The following is a 22,448-nucleotide window of genomic DNA, read 5'->3' as shown; positions in this document are numbered from 1 at the left end:
GCTCTCCGCTCTGAAGGCGCCATCGCCGGATGCGACCCGCAAGGCAGAAACCATCGCTCAGGCTATGGCAGCATTCGATCTCGCGCAAAAAACGCGTCTGGCCCCCCAAGGAAATCCGAAACCGCATCGTCATGGTGGCATCGCAACCGTGATAGGGAGTTTTATCATGAATAGAAAATTGTTGGCCGGCTCGGCTCTCGCGACCTTGCTCGTCGTCCCGGCAGCCGCCTATCTCACCATCGGCTATCTCGACCGGATGCCGATGCCGACAGTGACCGATACCAAGCTCGATGACGAAGTCTTGAAAAAGGAGAAGGCTGCAGACAAGCCGGAACCTGCAGCGAAGAAAGACGCAGGCGTGCCGAAGACGGAAACCGGCGGCGAAGCGAAACCGGTTGCTTCGGTCGAAGAGAATACGCCTGCCGATATCGTTTCGCCACAAAGAGAGCAGGATGCCGAATCGACTGTCGCTGGTCGCATCGCCGAGGTTCCGGAAGGCGTTCCGGCTCCCAAGACCCTGAACATGGCGCTGCCAGCGGCGCCAGCGACGGCCCAGGCTCCGGCCGAGGACATGGCGATGCCTTCGCTTTCCGAAGATAATCGCGACCGGTTCGTGGGCAAGGAGGTCAATCCGGTGAAATCGGTGGCCACTGATCCGGTCTCGACGTTTTCGATCGATGTCGACACGGCATCCTATGCCTTTGCCCGCCGCGAGTTGATGTATGGGCAACTGCCGCCCGCCGACAGCGTGCGGGTGGAGGAGATGATCAATTACTTCCCCTATGACTGGAAGGGGCCGGACAAGCCGGACGAAGCATTCCGGACGACCGTTACGGTGATGCCGACCCCCTGGAATGCAGGCACCAAGCTCATGCATGTGGCGATCAAGGGCTATGATATCGCCGTGACGGAGCAACGGCCTGCCAATCTCGTCTTTCTGATCGATGTTTCGGGCTCGATGGATGCCGAGGACAAGCTGCCGCTGCTCAAGAGCGCGTTCCGCCTGTTGGTCAACAAGCTCAAGCCCACCGATACGGTTTCGATCGTCACTTATGCCGGCAATTCGGGTGTCGTTCTCGAACCGACCGCTGTTTCGGACAAGGCAAGGATCCTCAATGCCATCGATACGCTGACGCCGGGCGGCTCGACGGCTGGCGCTGCTGGTATCGAAACGGCTTATGCACTGGCGCAGAAGGCGTTCGTCAAGGATGGCGTCAACCGCATCTTCCTTGCCACCGATGGCGATTTCAATGTCGGGGCTTCATCGGATGACGAGCTCAAGCGGTTGATCGAGGCCAAGCGCAAGACCGGAATCTTTCTCTCGGTGCTCGGTTTCGGAACCGGCAACTACAATGACGGACTGATGCAGGTTCTGGCCCAGAACGGTAACGGCGTCGCCGCCTATATCGATACGCTTTCGGAAGCCCAGAAGACCCTGGTGCAGGAGGCGACGGCCTCGCTCTTCCCGATCGCCAAGGATGTGAAGATCCAGGTCGAGTTCAATCCGGCTGCGATCGCGGAATATCGTCTGATCGGCTACGAGACGCGAGCGCTCAAGCGGGAAGACTTCAACAATGACAAGATCGATGCCGGCGAGATCGGTTCCGGTCATCGGGTCACGGCGATCTATGAAGTGACACCGAAGGGAAGTCCGGCGGTGCTGAACGACGACCTTCGCTATCAGAACGAGGCCAAGTCCGATGCCGCCGATGCGATCCCGAGCGACGAGATGGCCTTCGTGAAGATCCGCTACAAGAAGCCGACCGAGGACAAGAGCGAACTGATCACCATGCCGGTCAAGGCGTCTTCCGCACTGCCGAGCCTCGATGATGCAAGTGCCGATGTCCGCTTTTCGGTTGCCGTGTCCGCCTTCGGCCAGAAATTGCGCGGCGAAAGCCAGCTGGATGACTATTCCTGGGCCAGCATTCAGAAGCTCGGCGAGGCGGGCAAGGGAAGCGACCCCTTTGGCTACCGCGCCGAATTCCTCAAGCTCGTTGAGCTGGCAGAAAGTCTCAAGGGCAGGTGATCAGGCTTTCGGGTAGGCCCTGGCCAGTCCACCGGATTTCGTCAGGCCTTCCCGGAAGGCGAGATAGGCGGCGTGCTGCGATGAGCGCGCCGCTTCCATCAGGCGGATCTGCAACCGTTGCGGTGCGGCATGTCCAATCCATTCCCCGATGGTGCTGAGCTTCAGCGAGTTGAGAAAGCGCGCTTCCGCGGCCCGGTTGAGCCAGAGCACAAGTCCTTCGAGCAGGTTTTCATCCTGCACCGGGTTTTCCATCAGGAGCTTCAGGAAGGACTGTTCGCCTTCGCCGAAAGAAGCAAACTTTTCGGCGACGGCCTCACGGTCCGGGAACGGGGCTGACGACATGACTACCTCCTTGAAAATGCTCTAGAATATCGACGCTTGGTCTTACGGCAATGACCAGTCGAATTCCGATGCATCGATGTCATCGTAGTTCAGGCCGGAAAGCTTGATCACCATATCGACATTGCCATCGCCATCCGTATCGACATGCAACCTGTCGGTCGCATTTACGAAGTAAGCTTCAGAATCTCCTGTGCCCGAGAGCGAAGTCGAGTTGCCGAGATAGCTGAATGTTCCTGACAGCAACCCCTCGAAAACCAGCACGTCGGTGCCGATGGTGAAATCGAGGATGATGTCGACATTCGATGCGGTCGATTGATCGACCGATGTATAGACCAACTGGTCAGCACCGCCACCGGTCGTCACATTGTCCTGACCTTCCGAGAGGACAACGATATCGTCACCAGTTCCGACGTCGATATTAGTGGTCCCGGTGCCCGTCAGCGTAATCTTGTTGGTGCCCGTGCTGCCGGTGATGTATTCGGCATTCGCAACATTCACTGTGCCGCTCGAGGTGAAGATAAGGTAATCCGTGCCTGTGCCCATGTCGATTGTCGCACCGGTATAGGCAGAGGCAAGCGTGATCGAGTCGTCGTCCGACGAGGTGGTGATGGTCTCGACCGCTGTGAACAGCGCGGTCACGCCGGCGGTGAAGGTGGCGGTATCATAGCCCGATCCCAGCGAGATCGCGCCGCCATTCATTTCCGTATCGACGATGATCGTGTCGGTTACCGTGCCACCGTTGATGGTCTCGGCATTGCTGATCGTCAGCGAATTTGTAAAGGAGCCGAGTGTGATCGTGTCGTTGCCGGTGAATGTGTCGAGTTCGACGTCCACCGCTGCAGAGCCGAACGTGACCTTGTCATCGCCGCCGCCGCCGGCAATCGTTTCAATGTTCGAGACCGTAACGGTGTTTCCACTTTCTGCGAGCACGATCGTGTCGAGACCGGCGCCCAGGGAAACGGTGCCGACATAGCTCGAAGAACCGACGATGATATAGTCTTCCGCCGTGCCGCCGGTGATGCTCTCGATCGAGGCGATCGTCAGCGTATTGTCGCCTGCGCTCGACAGGAACAGCCGGTCGGTCCCATCGCCGAGATCGAACAGGGCTCCGGTGACTTCTGACAACAGGGTAATCGCGTCGCCCTGCGATCCGCCGGCGATGGATTCAACACCGCTCATCGATGCGGTAACGGAGAGGCCGGACCAGGTGACGAGGTCGTTGCCTTCGCCGAGGTCAAGCGAGGAAATGGCGCCAGCCGTTGCGATCGTGATCCGGTCGTCATCGTTCGATCCGAGCATCGTCTCGACGTTGGAGACGGTCAGCGTGCCGCCATCGGTGAATGCGAGGTAATCGTTGCCGCCGCCGAGATTGATGGTGCCGCCGGTCCAGGCGCCCGACAGTTCGATCTTGTCGACGAGCGTTCCGCCGGTGACAGTTTCGGCATCGATGATGGTTGCGGTGTTCAAGGCGTTGGCAAAGAGGACATGGTCCGTGCCGCTGCCAAGGTCGATGCTGCCATTGGAGAAGATTTCGCCGAAAGTCACCACATCGGTTCCGGTGCCGCCTACGATCGATTCGACCGAATAGAGGGTGACGGTTGCGCCGATTGCTTCGATCTGCAACTCGTCATAGCCAAAGCCAAGTTTGATCACGCCGCCGGTATAGGTCGAACCAATGACGACGAGATCGTTGCCCTGGTCGCCATTGATCGTCTCGATGTTATGGACGGTCACGGTGTTGCCATCCACGAAGAGATTGAGAATATCGTTACCAGCCCCGAGGTCCACATCGGCGGACGTATCCGTGGCGAGCATGATCTTCTCGACGCCAGAGCCCCCCACGATCGAGTCGGCATTGGCGATCGAAAGGGTCCCACCGGCTGCACTGAACTCGATCCTGTCGGTGCCGGTATCGAGGTCGTAGTATCCCGCCGTGGTGGCGCTCGCAACATAGATCAGGTCGTTGCCGCCAGAGCCCGTGACGGTTTCGACATTGGCAAGAGACACCGTTGTGTCGTTGCTGCCGAAAATGACCGTATCGTTGCCTCTGCCGAGATCGATATATCCGCCCGTGACGATTCCATCGAGGGTCACGAGGTCATTGGTCGTGCCACCGGTCAGGGTCTCGACCCCTTCGATCGTCAGGGTGTTGACGAAGTTACCGAGCGTGACGGAATCGATCCCGTCGGTCAGAGCAAGGTAGGCGCCGGTGACCTGGGCAAAGAAGCGGATGTCATCTGTTCCCACGCCTCCGACGATGCTTTCGACATTGCCAACGGACAGGGTCCCGCCGAGCGTGCTCAGAATAATCGTATCGTCTCCGCCGCCGAGGTCGAGCCGCATCATGGTCGGTGCGTCGGAGATTTCGATATAGTCGTTGGCACTGGCGCCTGTAACGGTCTCGACGCCGGACACGGTGACAGTGTTGTCGTTTGCCGAGAGAACGATGGTGTCGCCGCCTTCTCCAAGCTCAATCTCGCCGCTGAATGAACCGGACAGGTTGATAAATTGGCTATTCTGGTCGCCCGTCACCGTTTCGGTGTTTGATACGGTCACCGTCGCTGCTGCGGCGAGGTGAAGGCTGTCGTTGCCAAGGCCGAGATTGACGGTTCCGCCAGTCTGGGAGCTGGCGATCGTGACGCGGTCAACATTGTCGCTGCCGATGATGGTTTCGATATTGGAGAGCGTGAGCGTCGTGTTGGTTGTCGCGCTCGCAAGGTTGAGCTTATCGTTGCCAAGACCGAGATCGAACACACCCGTTGTGATCGCACCGCTGATGAAGACCGTGTCGGACGAGCGGCTGCCGACGATCGATTCGACATTCTCGAGCGTGAGCGTATTGACGAAGGAGCCGAGAACGACCCGATCATAGCCATCGCCCAGTGAAATAAACCCGCTGGTCATGGCCGTCGCGAGCGTGATGACACTGTTCTTGTCACTCTCGGTGCCGATAATCGTTTCGACATTCGAGACAGTCAGTGTGGCGCCGCCATCCGACACGTCGATCGTATCGTTGCCGTCGCCAAGGTCGACGGCGAGTGCGCCACCGCCCTGAATGTAGAGAACGTCGTCGCCGGCTTTGCCCAGGACAGATTCGACATTCAGGATCGTTGCCGTCGTTCCAGCAGCGCGCAGAACGAGTGTATCGAATGCAGCGCCAAGATTGATCGTGAACTCGCCGGCGGTCGGCTGCGCGCCAAGGGTCACATGGTCTGTCGAAGAGCCGCCGATGATCGTTTCGGTATTGGAGACTGTCAGAGAGTTTGCCTGAGACGCCAGCGTGAGCATGTCATCGCCGGCACCGAGGTTGATGGTTGCCTTGGTCGCGCGCGTGGTGAGCGTGATGATGTCCTGATCGCTTCCGCCTGTAATCGTCTCGATGTTGGCAAGCGTCAGCGTATTGGCGAAATCGGCCAGTTCCAACCGGTCGAGCCCGCCGGCAAGATCGATACGCCCGCCGGTCATTTCGGCAGTCAGCGTCACGTCGTCGGTCTTGGTGTTGCCGGTGATGGTTTCGACATTCGCAAGCGTCAGCGTGTTGGCGTAATTGGCGAGCGTGAGCTTGTCGTTACCCTCACCGAGGTCAATATTAATACCGACGGCCTGGGTTGCCAGGGTAATCGCATCATTGCCGTCTTCGCTGCCATAAATGGTTTCGGTATTGTAAATCGTGAGCGTGCTGCCACCTTCCCAGAGCGTCAGCGTGTCGTTGCCTCCACCCATCTTGATCGTGGCGCCACTGAGAGCCGTTCCCATTGTCACGGAATCGTCGCCGGATCCGCCGAGAATTGTCTCGACATTGTAGAGGGTGAGCGTATTGCCACCATCGCCGAGACTGATCCGGTCCTTGCCGGCGCCGAGGTCATATTCGCCTTCTGCAAGCGCTCCGCTGACGGTGACAATATCGACACTGCTGCCCCCGATCAGGGATTCGACATTCTTAACGGTCAGCGTGTTCAGCAGGCTCGAAAGCGTAAGCGTGTCGAATCCATCGCCGAGATTTGCCGTGCCGCTGGTGAAGACGCTGGTGATCTTGATCTCGTCATCCTCGTCACTGCCGATCAGAGTCTCGACGTTGGCAACGGTTGCGGTTGCCGCATCGCCGAAAACCAGCTTGTCCTTACCGCTGGAAAGATCGATCCGCCCCCCCGTATAGACACCATCGACCGTAACGATGTCGCTGCTGCTGGCGCCTGTCAGCGTCTCGATGCCTGCGATCGTGATGTCATTGGCAAACTTGCCAAGCACGACACGGTCATTGTCATCGCCGAGGTCGATGTCGACACCGTTGGCACGGGTCGAGAAGACGACGTAGGTGCTGCCTTCGCCGCCCTTGATGGTTTCGATATTGGCAACCGTTGCGGTGCCGCCTTCATCGGAGAAGGTGAGGGTGTCTTCTCCGATGCTGAGATCGATCTTGCCGTAGGTGATCTTGCTTTCGAGGGTGATGACATCACGTCCGGTCGAGCCCAGGATCGATTCCACATTGGACAGGAGGATCGTGTTGCCAACGCCCTTCAGGATCAGCCGGTCATAACCACTCTCGAGGTCGAGGGAGTCGCCTGTGACCGGGGCTGTGACGACGATTACCTCCGAGGCGCTTGTGCCTGTAATGGAGCTGACATCGGATACGGTTTTCGTCGTGGAAGTGGCCATCATCATGATCCCATTGGAGTCGTCCGGACCTTAGGGAGCGATACTTTCGCGAAACTTGCAGATGGCAAAGAAAAGCCCGGGCAAATTGCCCGGGCTTGAAACTGCATCCCTGGCTGGCAGGGTTGGGGCGTGCCTCAGTTCCGGCGGCCGCGGCGTTCGCGCGGAGCGGCGCTGTCTTCGGCGGTCTTGTTGCGGAACGGGCCGATCTCGGCAACGATGATATCGAGCGTCGGGCGCGGTCCGGCCACGTGGTGATCGACGGCTTCGCGAATCGCCTTGAGGTGTTCGCAGGAGGTGCCACAGCATCCGCCGATGATCTTGGCGCCACCATCGATGGCGAGGTGAGCATATTTGCTCATCAGTTCCGGCGTGCCGGAGTAATAGATCTTTTCGCCGCGGAATTCCGGAATGCCGCAATTGCCCTTGATGACGATCGTCGCATCGGGGCTGGCTTCCGACATTGAAAGCAGGGTGGCGAGAATGTCGGAGGCGCCGACGCCGCAATTGGCGCCAACCGCAAGCGGGCCCTCGCCAATGCCATCGGCGACGGTTGCCATGTCCTTGGGCGCGAGGCCCATCATGGTCTTGCCGGCGGTGTCGAAGGAGCCGGTATAAACATAGGGCAGGCCGACCTTCACCGCTGCTTCGCAGGCTGCCCGGATTTCATCCGGAGAGGACATGGTCTCGATCCAGGCGACATCGACGCCACCGGCTTTGAGCCCTTCCATCTGCTCGGCAAAGGACGAAACGGCATCGTCGTAGCTCATGGCGCCGAGCGGGATCAGCAATTCGCCCGTGGGGCCGACAGAACCGGCGACAATCACCTTGCGCGGAGCCTTGTCAGCCACTGCGCGGGCCAGCTTGGCAGCCTTTTCGTTGAGTTCATGCACCCGGCCTTCGGCGTGATGCAGTTTCAGGCGATGGCGCGTGCCGCCAAAAGAGTTGGTGAGGATGATGTCCGCACCCGCATCGACGAAATCCTGGTGCAGCTTGGTGATGTTTTCCGGTTTGCTGTCGTTCCAGAGCTCGGGTGCTTCACCGGCTTCGAGACCCATGGCAAACAGCGACGTGCCGGTCGCGCCATCAGCGAGAAGGATGCCTTTCTCGGCCAGCAGTCTGGAAAGGGCGTCGGTCTTGGCGGTCATGATCATATCCTGGTTTCAATTTGCAGAAAGATATAAAGATATCCTTATGTCATTGCAAGAAAAACCTTCGACTTTATTTGAGGTTTTGCTTATGTACCGCAGAACGTTCGGAGAACACGTTGTTCCGGTTGCGGCGCGGTTGCAAAAACATTGTTAGCCGCCGTGTCGTCAAAGGGATCGGAGAGGGCCTGATTGAGCCGATGGAAGAGGCTGAAATCATCGCGTTCGATGGCGGCTTCGATTGCTTCCTCGATCCTGTGATTGCGGGGAATGAGGAAGGGATTGGCGGCTTTCATCCGGATCTCGGCCTGTTCGGCGGCGATGCCGGCCAGGCGCAGGCGCTGGCGCCAGCGATCGAGCCATTCATGGATGCCGCGGCGATCCTCGAAGAGATCGGCGATGGCATCGTCGTCTTCGGGTGCGGACTGCGCGAGTTTGCGGAAGGCGATGGTAAAATCGACCGCTTCGGCCTGCATGATGGCTAGAAGCGCCTCGATCAACGGCCTATCCTCTTCTTCCGGTTCGCCGATGCCGATCTTGGCGGCCATCACCTGAAGCCAGCTTTCATTGTAGCGATGGGCAAAATCCACCACGCTTCTGCTCGCCAGTTCCACGGCGCGGTCGTTATCGGCATCGATCAGCGGCAACAGGGTTTCGGCAAGGCGGGCGAGGTTCCATTGGCCGATGGCAGGCTGGTTGCGATAGGCATACCGGCCATGTTCGTCGATCGAGGAGAATTTCTTGGCCGGATCATATTCGTCCAGAAAGGCGCAAGGGCCGAAATCGATTGTTTCGCCCGAAACGGCCATGTTGTCGGTGTTCATGACGCCATGGATGAAGCCGAGCCCCATCCAACGGGCAATGAGGTGAGCCTGACGCGCGATGATGCTGTCGAGTAGCGCCAGATAGGGATTGGCCTCCTGGCGGGCGTCGGGATAGTGGCGATCGATGACATGGTCGGCCAGCATGCGGAGATGGTCGATCTGGCCACGGGCGGCGAAATACTGAAAGGTGCCAACGCGGATATGGCTCGCGGCCACCCGTGTGAAGACGGCACCGGGCAGGACCCGCTCGCGATAGACCGGCTGGCCCGTGGTGGTGGCGGCAAGGGCGCGCGTTGCCGGAACGCCGAGCGCATACATGGCTTCCGAGACGATATATTCGCGCATGACGGGCCCGAGTGCTGCCCTTCCGTCGCCGCGGCGCGAGAAGGGGGTCTGACCGGCGCCCTTGAGCTGGATGTCGCGTCGCCTGCCGTTGCGATCAACCACCTCGCCGAGAAGGATGGCGCGTCCATCGCCCAGCACCGGGTTGAAATGGCCGAACTGATGTCCGGCATAGGCCATGGCGAGTGGCTCGGCGCCCGGGGGTACCGCTTGGCCGGAGAAGAATGTCGCAAGCGTTTCGTCATTCAGCCCTGAAATGTCCAGGCCGAGTTCGGCGGCGAGGCTGTGGTTGAAAGCAAACAATTTCGGGCTTTCAGCCGGCGACGGCGCCTGCGGCAGATGAAATCCGGATGGCAGTCGGGCAAAACTGTTGTCGAATGGAATGAACGATCGGTTCACGGCATAGGCCTCGCTTTGGGCAGGAGCGCGGTCCCGCCGTCCTTTCGCCTATATGGGCATCCGGATTGGACTTGTCCATTGTCAACTCGGGATCAGGTGTCGCCGCGTACGGCGCTACGCAACGATCGAAAGCAAATGACCCGCCGGTATTGCCGGCGGGCCATGGAAACAACAGGCGTCAGCAATCGATCAGCAGCGGTTCTTCCGCTTGCATTTCAGAAGCTTCACCTTGCCGAACTTGTTGACACGCTTGAACTTGCCATGCCGGTTGAACTTGGTGGCGCCGACCACGACGCCGAGCACGCCGACAGCGATTGCTGCATCGACTGCGGGATTGCGACGTTCCTCGACGATGATCACCTTGTCGCGCCGCGGCCGCGGCTTTTCCACGACGACCGGCTGTTCGGCCAGCCATTGTGCATAGGCGGTCGCCGACTGCTGGCGAATGAGCGCAACCTGATCTTCCGACAGATAGCCGGAGACCGGCGCGCCATTGTCCTGCTGCCAGGCGCTGATGGCGTTGCGTGAACGCGGGCCGAAGGAGCCGTCAGTGCCGGCCGTATCATAGCCGAGTGATGTCAGGCGGCCCTGGATCTCGTGCCGTGCCTCGCGATTGAGGATCATGTCCTCGATCTCGGGCGTTCCTTCGCTCAGCTGCGCTGCTCTCTGGTCGGCGCGCGGGGTCTGGTCCGCATCGTTGCCCGTCACGCCTTCGTTCGCATTGGCCATGTCCTCATCCTGGGGAACGGCGTCCTGCGGCTGCTGGTCGTTGTTGGCTGCGTTCTCGTCCGGCTGCTGCTTGGCGTCTGGCTGCTCGTCGCCTTCGGCAACGTCGGCAACCGGTGCTTCGGCAGCGGCCAGAGCTACGATGCGCGACTGTGCGATCGCCGCGAACTTGCCCTTCGGATAGGCGGAAAGATAGGCTTCGTATTCGGCGACCGTGTTGCCGTTGGACGCTTCCTTCCAGAGCGCATATTCCTGCTCCCAGCTTCCCTGATCGGCCTGAGCCTGATCCGTCTCTGGCTGGTCAGCCTCAGCCTGATCCGCCTGAGCCTGATCCGTCTGCATCTCTTCGGAAGGAGTGCCTGCGTCCTGCGCGTCGGCGGCCTGCGCATCTTCCGCTGGCTCTGCCTCAGCCGGGTCGGCCTGGGCGGCCTGCTGGTCGTTGGCGCTGTCGGGCGCGGTATCGGCCGTCATATCTTCAGTGGTTGCCTCATCGGAGGCTGCCGGCTCTTTCGCTGCTGCCGTGTCCTGGTCGTCGGCCGGTGCCTTGGCCTTGGCAAGCATGGCGTCGATACGGGTCTGCGCGACCTTGGCGAATTTGCCCTTGGGGAAGGCCTTGAGATATTTGCGATAGCCTTCTTCCGTTCCGGTCTTGGAAACTTCGCGCCACAGCTGCAGGTCCTTGCGACCATCGTCGGCCGCCTCATCGGTGGCTGCTGTCTTCACCTCATCGGTCTTGGCGGCATCTGCTGGCTCGGTCACGGCCTTGCTGGCATCGGCGGTTTCGGGGCTGTTCAGCGCATCGAGCTTGCGCTTGGCAACGCTTGCGAACTTGCCGTTCGGATAGGCCTTGAGATAGGCGGCATAATCCTTGGCGGTGCCGGAGCGTGAGGCGCTGCGCCAGAGATCGAATTCCTTCTGCCAGGTCGATGCGCCCGGCGCTTCGGCCGAGGGCGCATTCTGGGCATGGGCCACGACCGTGCTCAGCGGCGAGGTGGCAAGAGAAAAGCTCATGGCCGAGGCCAGCAAAATCTTCACGTGCTTGGGCATCTGCATCATTTCCCCCTGTTTCGGGCGCGCTTTCGAAGGGTCGCACTCTCACTCTGTGCAATGATACCCGATCGGCAGCAACAATCATCCTAAAATTTGGCTAACGAGGCCAATTCGGAAGTAATGACGAAAAATGCCCCGGTTTTATTCGGAACCGATCAACCTTTTGTTGCCGGGCCGAAAATATTGGCGAGCCAATGCGGATCCAAAGACTGTTCGAGGCCGGCTGCGACCTCGTCGAGCGCCTGATGAACGCTCGCGCGATAATCCATCACGCCGCCTTCGATGCCGAATTCCGAAAGCAGGTTGCGGCGGAAGGGATCGCTGTCGAACAGACGATGCAGATAGGTGCCGGCGACCAGACCCGAATGCGCCATGGCGCCATCCGGCCTGCCGTCAATCTCGACATAGGGATTGCGGCAATCCGGACCGGAAGTCGTTCCGAGATGGATTTCGTATCCCTGGAGTGCGCTCCCGTAAGGCACGGAGCGGGCTTCAGAATTGGCGAGCCGCTTTTCCGGTGCCATCACCGTATCCACCTCGAGGAGGCCGAGCCCCTTGATGTCGCGGGGCTTACCCTCCATGCCGAGCGGATCGGAGATCGAGCGGCCGAGCATCTGGTAGCCGCCGCAGATGCCGATCACGCGGCCACCGCGCCTGACATGCCGATGGAGATCTTCTTCCCAGCCTGCGTCTCGGAAGGCTTCAAGATCGGAGATCGTGGCCTTCGATCCGGCCAGGATCACGAGTCCGGCATCCTGCGGCAGCCGTTCGCCCGGCTTGACGAAAACGAGTTCGACATCAGGCTCGGCGGCCAGCGCATCGAAATCATCGAAATTGGCAATGCGCGGGGTAACCGGAACCGCAATCCGGAGCGCTTTGGCTTCGCCGCGCACGGCCCGTTCGAGCGTGACGGAATCTTCGGCGGGAAGGCGACCGGCCGCGGCGAGCCAGGGAACGACGCCGAAACAGGGCCAATTGGTATAGCGCCCGATGGCAGCGATCCCGTCATCGAAGAGGCTCACATCGCCGCGGAACTTGTTGATGAGGTAACCACTCACCATGGACCTGTCTTCCGCTTCGAGGATCTGGTGGGTGCCGACCAGAGAGGCGATGACGCCGCCGCGATCGATGTCGCCGACCAGCACGACCGGAACATTGGCGGCGCGGGCGAATCCCATATTGGCGATATCTCCCCTGCGGAGGTTGATTTCGGCTGGTGATCCGGCCCCTTCGACGATCACCAGATCGGCACCGTCGCCGGTGATCGCGAAACTCTCGAGCACCTTTTCAAGGAGTTCCGGTTTCAGGCGCTGGTAATCACGGGCGCGCGCCTGGCCATAGACCTGGCCCTGAACAATGATCTGGCTGCCATTGTCGCTCTGTGGCTTGAGCAGAACCGGGTTCATATGGACGGAGGAGGGGGTGCGGCAGGCTAATGCCTGAAGCCACTGTGCACGACCGATTTCACCGCCATCGTCGCTGACGGCGGCATTGTTTGACATGTTCTGCGGTTTGAAAGGGCGGACGCTCAGGCCGCGATTGGCGGCAAGGCGGCAGAGGCCGGCCACCAGCACGCTCTTGCCGACATCCGATCCGGTTCCCTGGAACATGATCGCCTTCGCCATCGCCTGCCTCTCTCTCGTTCGCCCGTCAACCTTCGTCGTTCCGGAAACGCTCTACAGTATCGGTCGGGGAAGAGGAATCGAATTTGCGACAGGCCGCGGTCTGTAAAAGAAAGCGTAAAAACAAACAGGCCGTATAACCTCGAAGGGATATACGGCCTGTTTGTTTGACTTTTCTGACTGCTGATACGCGCCGTCCAGAATGCTCCGGTACGCAAAACCTGATCCGGAGAGCGGCTGTGCTTGCGCCTGCCGTGCCCAAACCTATAGCGGCACATCCTTACCGGACTGTTAGCGAGACCTTAATTAAAGGTGAATTTGTGTTTTTTGACATTTTTTTCAAAAAAAATTTTACGTGAGGCAGACGACGCTCTGAGAACACAAAGAGTCAAATCTCGTACATGACAATTGCGTCCATGCCTTCTCCGCACCCTTTACTTTCGACTGGAGCGTTCAGAATGGCATGGAAACGCTACTTAGCGTAGATTTTTCAATTGCCATTTCAACCGCAATTTCGAGCATTTGCCCTATTGGTTGGCAGCTGCTCCGGAGGGGGCTGTTGATTTCTCTGACGGACGTCGTAAGGTCATCATAAGCAGGAGACAAGACTGCGGGGGCGACAGGGTTCCGTCACCGCGGCAAACGATAAAAAGCCCTGCAAGGGAGTCTATCGCTCTTATGACCCTGCCCGGGTCGGCGCTTCAGGCGAAGCGCAATGTCCGGGGTATGGCTTGAGGTGCGGTCTGAGCGGCCTGGCCGCTGGAATGGGGAACATGGCATCGGACGGGTGCCTATATGGCATTGGCTTTTGATGAGATTGCTTGGCGCCCCTTTCGACCGTTTTAGCGAACAGACTTGCTTGACAGCACGGACGCTTCCGTTTGGAGGCGTATGACATAGTTCGTCGAAACGCCAAGGGGAACCGGCGCGACACAAATCTGAAGCTTCAGAAAGGGAGACTATCATGAGTGAATTCGAACATAAACTGAAGGCCGCAGAGGCCATGGCGCGCAAGGGCAATCTGTCCCGCCGCGACTTCATCCAGCTGGCACTCGCCACGGGTATCGCCATTCCGGCTGCTTCCTCGATGTTCTCGAAGGCCCAGGCTGCCGAACCGAAGAAGGGCGGCACGCTCCGTCTCGGCATGGAAGGCGGTTCGGCTTCCGACTCGCTCGATCCGCGCACCTACGCTGACTCGGTGATGATCGCAGCCTCGCTCTGCATCATGAACGGCCTCATCGAATTCGATTCCGACGGCAACCCGACCGGCGAACTGCTCGAAAGCTGGGATGTCCAGCCGGGCGCCCAGGATTGGGTGTTCAACGTTCGTCAGGGCATCAAGTTCTCGAACGGCAAGACTCTCGACGCCGACGATATCATCTACTCGATCCAGCTCCACCGCGGCGAAACCAAGTCGCCGGCCAAGGGTATCCTCGAGCAGATCATGGAAATCAAGGCGCTGTCCCCGACACAGGTCGGCATCACGCTTTCGGCTGGTAACGCCGACTTCCCGGCCATCCTCGGCGACTACCACCTCGTCGTCGTTCCGAAGGACTTCACCGACTGGGAAAACCCGATCGGCACCGGCGCCTATGTCATGGAAAGCTTCGAGCCGGGCGTCCGCATTGCCTTCAAGAACCGTGGCGATTACTGGAAGCCGGCCCGCGGCAACTTCGACAATGTCGAAATCCTCTACATCCAGGACCCGGCAGCCCGTACGGCCGCCCTGCAGTCCGGCCAGGTCGATGCGGTCAACCGTCTCGATGCCCGTACCGTCGATGGCCTGATGAAGGATCCGAACCTGGCGATCGTCCGCACCAAGGGTACCGGCAACCGTTTCTGCTTCGTGTCGCGCGTGACCATGGATCCGTTCACCAACAAGGATCTGCGCCTGGCACTGAAATACGGTATCGATCGTCAGAAGATCATCGATCAGGTCTATTCGGGTTACGCCATCCCGGGCAACGACCACACGCTCGACCCGCTCAACCCCTACTACAACACCAACCTGCCGCAGCGTCCGTACGATCCGGACAAGGCTGCCTTCCACTTCAAGAAGGCTGGTCTCGCTGCTGGTAGCAAGATCGAGCTGCAGACGTCGGAAGGTGCTTGGGGCACGGCCGTTGACTGCGCCACCATCTACCAGGAAAGCATCAAGGCTGCCGGCATCGACCTGACGGTGACGAAGGTTTCGCCGGACGGTTACTGGGACAATGTCTGGCTCAAGGTTCCGTTCTGCGCCGTCTATTGGGGCCGTCGCCCGACCGCCGACCAGACCTTCACCCAGGTCTATGGCTCGGCTTCGGACTGGAACGACTCCGATTGGCGCAAGCCGGACTTCGACGCGCTCGTCGCCGAAGCCCGTATCGAGCTCGACGATGCCAAGCGCAAGGAAATCTATGGCAAGTGCCAGGAAATGATTTCCGACGACGGTGGCATGATCTGCTTTGCGATCACCGACTACCTCGACGGTTACTCGCCGAAGGTTCAGGGCGTGAAGCCGCATGCCCGTTATGACATGGACGACAACCGCGTCGCTGAAAAGGCCTGGTTCGCCTGATAGGCTTTCGAACGGGCCGGCCTGGCCGGCCCGTTCCTTACGCTGGTTTCTTGCCGATGCGAGGGGGATAGACATAAACTCGCGTCGCAATGCCGAAACTTCCCGATAAAGAACAAAAAGGGGGCGGCTTCATGCTTCGATTGCTAACCACCCGGATCTTGCTGGGGATCCTGACACTTCTCGCCGTGAGCGTGCTGATTTTCGCCGCCACCGAGATCCTTCCCGGCGACGTCGCCAGTGCCGTTCTCGGACAGGGCGCTACTCCCGAAACACTGAAGGTTTTCCGCGCCGAACTCGGTCTCGATCGTCCGGCCTATGTCCGCTATTTCGAATGGCTGGGGAATGTGCTCCAGGGCGATTTCGGCAAGTCGCTGACCAACAAGCGCGACATTCTGAAATCGATTACGCCGCGCTTCCAGAACACGCTGTTTCTTGCCGGCTTCGCCGCGTTGATCGCAGTGCCGCTTTCGGTCGGCCTCGGTATCCTTGCCGCCATCAACGAAGGCAAGTGGATCGACCGGGTGGCGAACATCGTTTCGCTGGCAACCATTTCGGTTCCCGAATTCTTCATCGCCTATGTGCTGATCCTGTTCTTTGCCGTTCAGCTCGCCTGGTTCCCGTCGCTGGCCACGGTCTATGCCGGCATGCCGGTTCTGACCAAGATGTATATTACGGCGCTGCCCGCCGTTACCCTGACCATGCTGGTGGCCGCGCACATGCTGCGCATGACCCGGTCGTCGGTGCTTTCGATCATGTCGCAGCCCTATATCGAGATGGCCTTCCTCAAGGGCCTTTCGCGCTCGCGCGTCATCCTGCGTCACGCGCTTCCAAATGCTGCAGCACCCATCATCGCCGTTATCGCGCTCAATCTCGCCTATCTCATCGTCGGCGTGGTCGTCATCGAGAAAGTGTTCAACTATCCGGGCATCGGCCAGTTCATGGTCGATGGCGTCACCAAGCGCGATCTGCCGGTTGTGCAGGCCTGCGGCCTGGTCTTCGCCGGTGCCTTCATCATTCTCAACACGACCGCTGACGTCTTGAGCATTCTTGTCAACCCGCGCCTGCGCAAACCGACGATGGGGAAGTGACATGAAAATCCTCGGCTACAAGCCCACGAGCACTGCCTGGGTCGGCATGTTCATCGTTGCGGCCTTCATCTTCATCGCCATCTTCGCGCCCTGGATCGCGCCCTATTCGGAATCGGCGACCATCGGCGACCGTTGGGAAGGCCTGTCTGCCACACACTGGCTCGGGACGGACCAGAATGGTCGTGACATGCTGTCGCGCCTGATCTTCGGTGCCCGCATGACCATCGGCGTTGCGCTGATGACGACGATCCTCTCTTTCACGATTGGTACGGCTGCTGGCCTCTTTGCCGCCATTGGTGGTCCGGTCGTCGACCAGATCCTGTCGCGGTTCGTCGATGTGATGCTCTCGATCCCGCTTCTGGTCTTCGCGCTCATCATTCTCTCGATGTTCGGCTCCTCGATCCCGACGCTGGTGATCACCATCGCGATCCTCGATTCGACGCGTGTGTTTCGTCTGTCGCGTGCCGTGGCCATGAATATCGTGGTGCTCGAATATGTCGAAGCGGCGCGTCTGCGCGGCGAGGGCACCTGGTGGATCATGCGTCGCGAGATCCTGCCGAATGCCTTGCCGCCGATGATTTCGGAGTTCGGCCTGCGTTTCTGCTTCAACTTCCTGTTCGTGGCTGGCCTGTCCTTCCTCGGCCTCGGCATCCAGCCGCCGCATGCGGACTGGGGCGGCATGGTGTGGGAAAACCGCGGCGCCATCGTTTCGGGCCTCATCGCACCGCTCTGGCCGGCGCTGATGATTGCGCTGATGACGATCGGCGTCAATCTTGTCGTCGACTGGATCCTGTCCATCAATGCCCGCCCATCGGGCGCTTCTGCGGAGATGTGAGCCGATGGCCAATCCTGTCCTCAAAATCACCGACCTCCGGGTCGAATCGGTCAACGGTCTGGTGCTCGTCGACAATGTGTCGCTCGAACTGCAGCGCGGCGAAGTGGTCGGCCTGATCGGCGAATCCGGTGCCGGCAAATCCACCATCGGCCTGTCGTCGATGGTCTATGCCCGTGCCGGCTGCCGCATCACTGGCGGCAAGGTCGAGATCGACGGCGTCTCCGTCCGCGACCTGTCGCCCGAAGGTCGCCGCGACATGCGCGGCCAGCGCATTGCCTATATCGCCCAGTCGGCGGCAGCCTCGTTCAACCCGGCCCATACGATCATGGACCAGGTCTGCGAAATGCCGATACAGCATGGTCTGATGAAGCCCGACGAAGCGCGCAAGAATGCGGTCGAACTGTTCCGGTCGCTGGGCCTGCCCAATCCGGAAACCTTCGGCTCGCGCTATCCGCACCAGGTTTCGGGTGGCCAGTTGCAGCGCGCCATGGCGGCGATGGCGATTTCCTGCCGTCCCGACATTCTGGTGTTCGACGAGCCGACCACCGCGCTCGACGTGACGACCCAGATCGAAGTGCTGGCCCTGATCAAGAAGCTGATCAAGGAACTCAACACCGCAGCCCTTTACATCACCCACGACCTCGCCGTCGTGGCGCAGGTGGCCGATCGCATCATGGTGCTCAGGGGCGGCAAGATGGTCGAACTCGGTGCGACCGAGCAGATCCTGCATCATCCCAACCAGGCCTACACCCAGGCGCTGGTAAAGGAGCGGGAATCGGCTGACCATTTCGCCGAGGACATCGAAGAGCCGACGCGTGGCGAGACCGTGCTCAAGGTCGACAATGTCGTCGGCCAGTATGGCGATTTCACCGTGCTCAAGAATGTCTCGGTTTCGGTTTCGAAAGGCGAGACGGTGGCCGTGGTCGGCGAGTCCGGCTCCGGCAAAAGCTCGCTCGCCCGCCTGATCGTTGGCCTCCTGCCACGCACCTCGGGTTCTGTCACTTTTGGCGGCAAGGAACTGACGGCGGCCTACAAGAACCGCAGCAAGGAAGAGCTGCGCCGCGTGCAGCTGATCTATCAGCTGCCCGATGTGGCGCTCAATCCGCGCCAGACCATTGGCGAGATTATCGGCCGGCCCTATCAGCTCTATTTCAACAAGTCTGCTGAGGAAACCAGGGCGCGCGTTGCCGAACTTCTGACCCAGGTGGGCCTGCCGGCCGATTATGCCGGACGGCTGTCGACGGCCCTGTCGGGCGGCCAGAAGCAGCGCATCTGCATTGCACGTGCGCTGGCGGCCAATCCGGACCTGATCATCTGCGACGAGCCGACATCGGCGCTCGACCAGCTGGTGGCGGAAGATATCCTCAAGCTTCTCAAGCGGCTGCAGGACGAGCTTGGCATTGCCTATCTCTTCATCACCCACGATCTCGGGATCGTCCGCCGTATCGCCCATCGCACGATGGTGATGCTGCGCGGGGAGGTCGTGGCGGAAGGCCCGACGCCGCAAATCTTCTCGCCGCCGTTCCACCCCTATACGGAAAAGCTGATTTCGTCGGTTCCGGAAATGCGGACCGACTGGCTCGACGAAGTGCTGGAAAAGCGCAAAATCGTCTGATCCTCGACAACGCGAAATGATGAAGCGGCCCGGACTTCGGTTCGGGCCGTTTTCGTTGGAATAACTTGGTCCGGTCGCTGATGGACTTGGCCTTGCTATCCGGCCCAGGGCTCCGGTTGCCAACATTGACTTGCCCTGAGGCCTCACCCATATTGCGTGTCGCAAAAGGTGGACCATGAATGTTTCGGTGAGCTCCGAAATCGATCTGGAGACGAGGAAGGCCAGGGCTGTTTCCTTGACGAAGATCGCTGTCCGACGTCTGGCCGAGATTGGCGTCGGCGCGAAAGTGATGGGATCGCTGTCCGCTGGCCCATTCGGGGAACATTCCGATATCGATCTGCTCATTACCGACTGTCCGCGCCACCTCAAGTACCGGATCGAAGGAATCGTGGAGGATTGTTTGCCGGGTTTTCGGTTCGACGTTGTTTATCTGGATGAAATTCCCCCGCATCGGCGTCATCGGTTCCTGGAAAAGGTGACGGATGCGGGCGATCTTCGTTGACCTTGACAACGACCTTGATGAGATAGCGGTCGAGGTTGAAATGCTTGGCTTGGCGTTGGATACCCACAAAGCCACAAAACAGACTCTCGCCCCGCACATGTTTTGGCTCGCCATTGGCGGTTTGGCATCCGGGATCGTGAGGTTTACTCCGGGTGCGAACGCGTGATGGCAGCCGTGGCCGCAAATATCGACAATAGCCCGGTTCCACATGACAGCGGTTGGCATGCAACCCTTCTCAGGAGGATGCACAACGATTTCCCTGGCGTAAGGGAACGCGTTCTCTCCGACGAAACCTATCGAGCTCTAGATGCAATCCGGGCCTTCCGGCATCGCGAGCGCAATTCCTATGGCATGTCGCTTGACGCCGATATTGTTGAGGAACGTGTCCGGGAGGCGGTCGAAGCGTTCGAAATGTTTAGGCTCGACATCAAGCGGCTCGCTCTCACGCTTGATCCATCGGCGATGGATGAACTCGAAAAAAGACCGAAAGACTAGGCGATTGCGCGCCAGCAGCCTATGGCCGTTGGCAAGTCAGGCGACGTCTTTGCAATGTGCGTTCGTCTTCTATCCCCAGGCCGTCATGTTGACTTGGCTTCGGTCAACCCTTACTTTTAGCCGGTCTGGTTCCCGTGGGCTTCATGCCTTGGGATCAAAAGGGAACGGGACGGATGGACCCAATCCGGGCATCCATATCCCGGCCGACCCCGCGACTGTAGAGCGGATGAGCATTTCCCGGGATGACTGAACCTGAAACACTTCAACCGCGGCATGGGGCTAAGGGGAGGGTGAAGGGTAAGCCATCCTCAAGCCACTGGAGTGGTGACGCGACAACATTCGGCGGACGCCTCTTATTCTACGAATCGTCCCCGAACGCGGCATCCTGATCCGGGAAGGCGGGATATGCGCGTGCCGGATTTTCCGGCCGGAACCGCGAGCCAGGAGACCTGCCCGACAAATCCGGCACCTTCGGGTGCCATAGACGCATGCCATGGACACGGAGGTTGTGATGGCGCCCGATTTTCATTGCCGGACGGCTTGCGTCCGCGCATTCTGGCCAGGCCACCATGACGGCCGGGCCATGGCAGTTTCCCGTTGTCTCTCAGACGGGATCCGACACACGTGACTGTCTCTTCAAGAACCACTGTGTTCGTGCTCGGCGGGGCACGGTCCGGCAAATCGGCTTTTGCCGAGGGGCTGATCCGGGAGAGCGGTTTGTTCCAGCATTATATCGCGACCGGCCAGGCCTGGGACGATGAAATGAAGGACCGCATCGCCCATCACCGCGCGACGCGCGGAGACGGCTGGGTGACGCACGAGGACCCGCTTGAACTGGTCGACCGGATTAGATCTCTCGATCATCCTGACAATGCCATTCTCGTCGATTGCCTGACGCTGTGGCTCACCAACCTGATGATGGCACAACGGGATATCGCGCGGGAAAGCGCGCTGCTTGCCGATGCCATCGCAACGCTCAAGGCCCAGCTTGTGCTGGTTTCCAACGAAGTCGGGCTCGGGATCGTGCCGGAAAACCGCATGGCGCGGGAATTTCGGGATCATGCCGGCCGGCTTCATCAGATGATTGCCGCCAGGGTGGCGGAAGTCTATTTCGTGGCGGCGGGATTGCCGCTCAGAATGAAGGGTTGATCGAAATGCAAAAGATACCGGCCACGGTAATCACCGGCTTTCTCGGTGCGGGAAAGACCACGATGATCCGCAATCTCCTGTCGGATGCCGGCGGTCGCAAGATCGCGCTCATCATCAACGAGTTCGGCGATCTCGGCGTCGATGGCGATGTGCTCAAGGGCTGCGGCGCCGATGCCTGCACCGAAGACGATATCATCGAACTCAACAACGGCTGCATCTGCTGCACTGTTGCCGATGATTTCATCCCGACGATGGAAAAGCTGCTCGCCCGCGAGAACCGCCCCGATCATATCGTGATCGAAACATCGGGCCTCGCTCTGCCGCAGCCGCTTGTGGCTGCCTTCAACTGGCCGGGCATCAAGACCGCCGTCACCGTTGATGGCGTCGTCACCGTCGTCGACAGCGCTGCGGTTGCCGCCGGCCGTTTCGCCGACGATCATGATGCGCTCGACGCCCAGCGCCGCGAGGACGAGGGGCTCGATCACGAAAGCCCGATCGAGGAACTGTTCGAGGACCAGCTGACGGCGGCCGATCTCGTCGTCCTCAACAAGGCCGATCTTCTCGATGCCGCCCAGCTGCAGTCGGTGCGCGATTTCGTGTCGGCCGCCACCGCGCGCAAGCCGAAGATGGTCGAGGCCCGCAACGGCGATCTGCCGGCCGCTGTCCTGCTCGGTCTCGGCGTCGGCACCGAAAACGAGATTGCGCTGCGCAAGTCGCACCACGAACTCGAGCATGAAGGCGAAGGCCATGATGCCCATGAGCATGACGAGTTCGAAAGCTTCGTCGTCGAGCTCGGTCCGCTCGCCGATGCCAACGTCTTCATGGAAAAGCTGAAGCCGATCATCGAGCGCCATGACATCCTGCGCCTCAAGGGTTTTGCGGCGGTTGCCGGCAAGCCGATGCGCATGGTCATCCAGGCGGTCGGCTCGCGCATCGACAGCTACTTCGACCGGCCCTGGACGGCAGATGAGGCGCGCAGCACCCGTCTGGTTGTGATCGGCCTGCATGATGAAATGGACGACGTGGCCATCCGGGCGGAAATCGAAGCCCTCGGCTGAGCCGGTTCGCAAAC

At 59.9% G+C, this 22,448-nt stretch carries 15 protein-coding genes and 1 riboswitch; of the genes, 9 read left to right on the top strand and 6 right to left on the bottom strand.

Annotated features, from left to right (window positions below):
- The first annotated feature begins 166 nt into the window (after window positions 1-166).
- Window positions 167-2,026 carry a vWA domain-containing protein gene (locus Q4481_RS05010; RefSeq protein ID WP_377352933.1) on the top strand — a complete coding sequence of 620 codons (1,860 nt, stop codon included), beginning with the start codon at window positions 167-169 and terminating at the stop codon, window positions 2,024-2,026.
- On the opposite strand, the gene Q4481_RS05005 is transcribed toward Q4481_RS05010, so the two are convergent.
- The 6 genes from Q4481_RS05005 to Q4481_RS04980 all read right to left on the bottom strand — a co-directional run bounded on the left by Q4481_RS05005 (window position 2,027) and on the right by Q4481_RS04980 (window position 13,135).
- Window positions 2,027-2,368 carry a hypothetical protein gene (locus tag Q4481_RS05005; protein WP_304375223.1) on the bottom strand — a complete coding sequence of 114 codons (342 nt, stop codon included), beginning with the start codon at window positions 2,366-2,368 and terminating at the stop codon, window positions 2,027-2,029.
- Between the two features lie 42 nt (window positions 2,369-2,410).
- Window positions 2,411-7,024, bottom strand: coding sequence for a calcium-binding protein (locus tag Q4481_RS05000; protein ID WP_304375222.1), 4,614 nt, complete (start codon window positions 7,022-7,024; stop codon window positions 2,411-2,413).
- Between the two features lie 134 nt (window positions 7,025-7,158).
- A complete protein-coding gene (gene bmt / locus Q4481_RS04995; protein ID WP_304375221.1) occupies window positions 7,159-8,169 on the bottom strand; it encodes a betaine--homocysteine S-methyltransferase in 1,011 nt (336 codons plus the stop codon).
- A gap of 89 nt (window positions 8,170-8,258) precedes the next feature.
- A complete protein-coding gene (locus Q4481_RS04990; protein WP_304375220.1) occupies window positions 8,259-9,734 on the bottom strand; it encodes a protein adenylyltransferase SelO in 1,476 nt (491 codons plus the stop codon).
- A gap of 189 nt (window positions 9,735-9,923) precedes the next feature.
- Window positions 9,924-11,513, bottom strand: a complete 1,590-nt coding sequence (locus tag Q4481_RS04985; RefSeq protein ID WP_304375219.1) for a peptidoglycan-binding domain-containing protein — start codon at window positions 11,511-11,513, stop codon at window positions 9,924-9,926.
- 152 nt (window positions 11,514-11,665) lie between these two features.
- On the bottom strand, window positions 11,666-13,135 hold the full coding sequence (locus Q4481_RS04980) for a cobyric acid synthase (protein WP_304375218.1): 1,470 nt from the start codon (window positions 13,133-13,135) through the stop codon (window positions 11,666-11,668).
- Between the two features lie 961 nt (window positions 13,136-14,096).
- Between Q4481_RS04980 and Q4481_RS04975 the strand changes: the two genes are divergently transcribed.
- The 8 genes from Q4481_RS04975 to cobW all read left to right on the top strand — a co-directional run bounded on the left by Q4481_RS04975 (window position 14,097) and on the right by cobW (window position 22,434).
- Window positions 14,097-15,692, top strand: a complete 1,596-nt coding sequence (locus Q4481_RS04975; protein ID WP_304375217.1) for an ABC transporter substrate-binding protein — start codon at window positions 14,097-14,099, stop codon at window positions 15,690-15,692.
- Window positions 15,693-15,823: 131 nt separating this feature from the next.
- A complete protein-coding gene (locus tag Q4481_RS04970; protein WP_304375216.1) occupies window positions 15,824-16,780 on the top strand; it encodes an ABC transporter permease in 957 nt (318 codons plus the stop codon).
- Between the two features lies 1 nt (window position 16,781).
- Entirely contained in the window at window positions 16,782-17,615 is an 834-nt protein-coding gene (locus Q4481_RS04965; RefSeq protein WP_304375215.1) for an ABC transporter permease, read from the top strand.
- Window positions 17,616-17,619: 4 nt separating this feature from the next.
- Window positions 17,620-19,230 carry an ABC transporter ATP-binding protein gene (locus Q4481_RS04960; RefSeq protein ID WP_304375214.1) on the top strand — a complete coding sequence of 537 codons (1,611 nt, stop codon included), beginning with the start codon at window positions 17,620-17,622 and terminating at the stop codon, window positions 19,228-19,230.
- 175 nt (window positions 19,231-19,405) lie between these two features.
- Window positions 19,406-19,732: a nucleotidyltransferase domain-containing protein gene (locus Q4481_RS04955; RefSeq protein ID WP_304375213.1), complete on the top strand. Its 327-nt coding sequence runs from the start codon at window positions 19,406-19,408 to the stop codon at window positions 19,730-19,732.
- A 102-nt stretch (window positions 19,733-19,834) separates the two neighbouring features.
- Window positions 19,835-20,227 (top strand): ribonuclease toxin HepT-like protein, encoded by a 393-nt coding sequence (locus Q4481_RS04950; protein ID WP_377352929.1) that lies wholly within the window; start codon window positions 19,835-19,837, stop codon window positions 20,225-20,227.
- Between the two features lie 109 nt (window positions 20,228-20,336).
- Window positions 20,337-20,698: riboswitch (cobalamin riboswitch) on the top strand.
- A 153-nt stretch (window positions 20,699-20,851) separates the two neighbouring features.
- Entirely contained in the window at window positions 20,852-21,376 is a 525-nt protein-coding gene (gene cobU, locus Q4481_RS04945) for a bifunctional adenosylcobinamide kinase/adenosylcobinamide-phosphate guanylyltransferase (RefSeq protein ID WP_304375211.1), read from the top strand.
- Window positions 21,376-22,434 (top strand): cobalamin biosynthesis protein CobW, encoded by a 1,059-nt coding sequence (cobW, locus tag Q4481_RS04940; RefSeq protein ID WP_304375487.1) that lies wholly within the window; start codon window positions 21,376-21,378, stop codon window positions 22,432-22,434. The genes cobU and cobW overlap by 1 nt, the downstream gene beginning before the upstream one ends.
- Window positions 22,435-22,448: the final 14 nt, after the last annotated feature.

The sequence above is a fragment of the Fluviirhizobium alvei genome (assembly GCF_030551875.1).
Lineage (GTDB): Bacteria > Pseudomonadota > Alphaproteobacteria > Rhizobiales > Rhizobiaceae > Rhizobium_E > Rhizobium_E alvei.
This window is presented reverse-complemented; position numbering and strand designations above follow the sequence as displayed.

What these genes read in the sequence shown, in the direction of transcription:
- Q4481_RS05010 (WP_377352933.1), top strand. Translation starts at nt 167, where the DNA reads ATGAATAGAAAATTGTTGGCCGGCTCGGCTCTCGCGACCTTGCTCGTC.
- Q4481_RS05005 (WP_304375223.1), bottom strand. Translation starts at nt 2,368, where the DNA reads ATGTCGTCAGCCCCGTTCCCGGACCGTGAGGCCGTCGCCGAAAAGTTT.
- Q4481_RS05000 (WP_304375222.1), bottom strand. Translation starts at nt 7,024, where the DNA reads ATGGCCACTTCCACGACGAAAACCGTATCCGATGTCAGCTCCATTACA.
- bmt (WP_304375221.1), bottom strand. Translation starts at nt 8,169, where the DNA reads ATGACCGCCAAGACCGACGCCCTTTCCAGACTGCTGGCCGAGAAAGGC.
- Q4481_RS04985 (WP_304375219.1), bottom strand. Translation starts at nt 11,513, where the DNA reads ATGCAGATGCCCAAGCACGTGAAGATTTTGCTGGCCTCGGCCATGAGC.
- Q4481_RS04980 (WP_304375218.1), bottom strand. Translation starts at nt 13,135, where the DNA reads ATGGCGAAGGCGATCATGTTCCAGGGAACCGGATCGGATGTCGGCAAG.
- Q4481_RS04975 (WP_304375217.1), top strand. Translation starts at nt 14,097, where the DNA reads ATGAGTGAATTCGAACATAAACTGAAGGCCGCAGAGGCCATGGCGCGC.
- Q4481_RS04970 (WP_304375216.1), top strand. Translation starts at nt 15,824, where the DNA reads ATGCTTCGATTGCTAACCACCCGGATCTTGCTGGGGATCCTGACACTT.
- Q4481_RS04965 (WP_304375215.1), top strand. Translation starts at nt 16,782, where the DNA reads ATGAAAATCCTCGGCTACAAGCCCACGAGCACTGCCTGGGTCGGCATG.
- Q4481_RS04960 (WP_304375214.1), top strand. Translation starts at nt 17,620, where the DNA reads ATGGCCAATCCTGTCCTCAAAATCACCGACCTCCGGGTCGAATCGGTC.
- Q4481_RS04955 (WP_304375213.1), top strand. Translation starts at nt 19,406, where the DNA reads ATGAATGTTTCGGTGAGCTCCGAAATCGATCTGGAGACGAGGAAGGCC.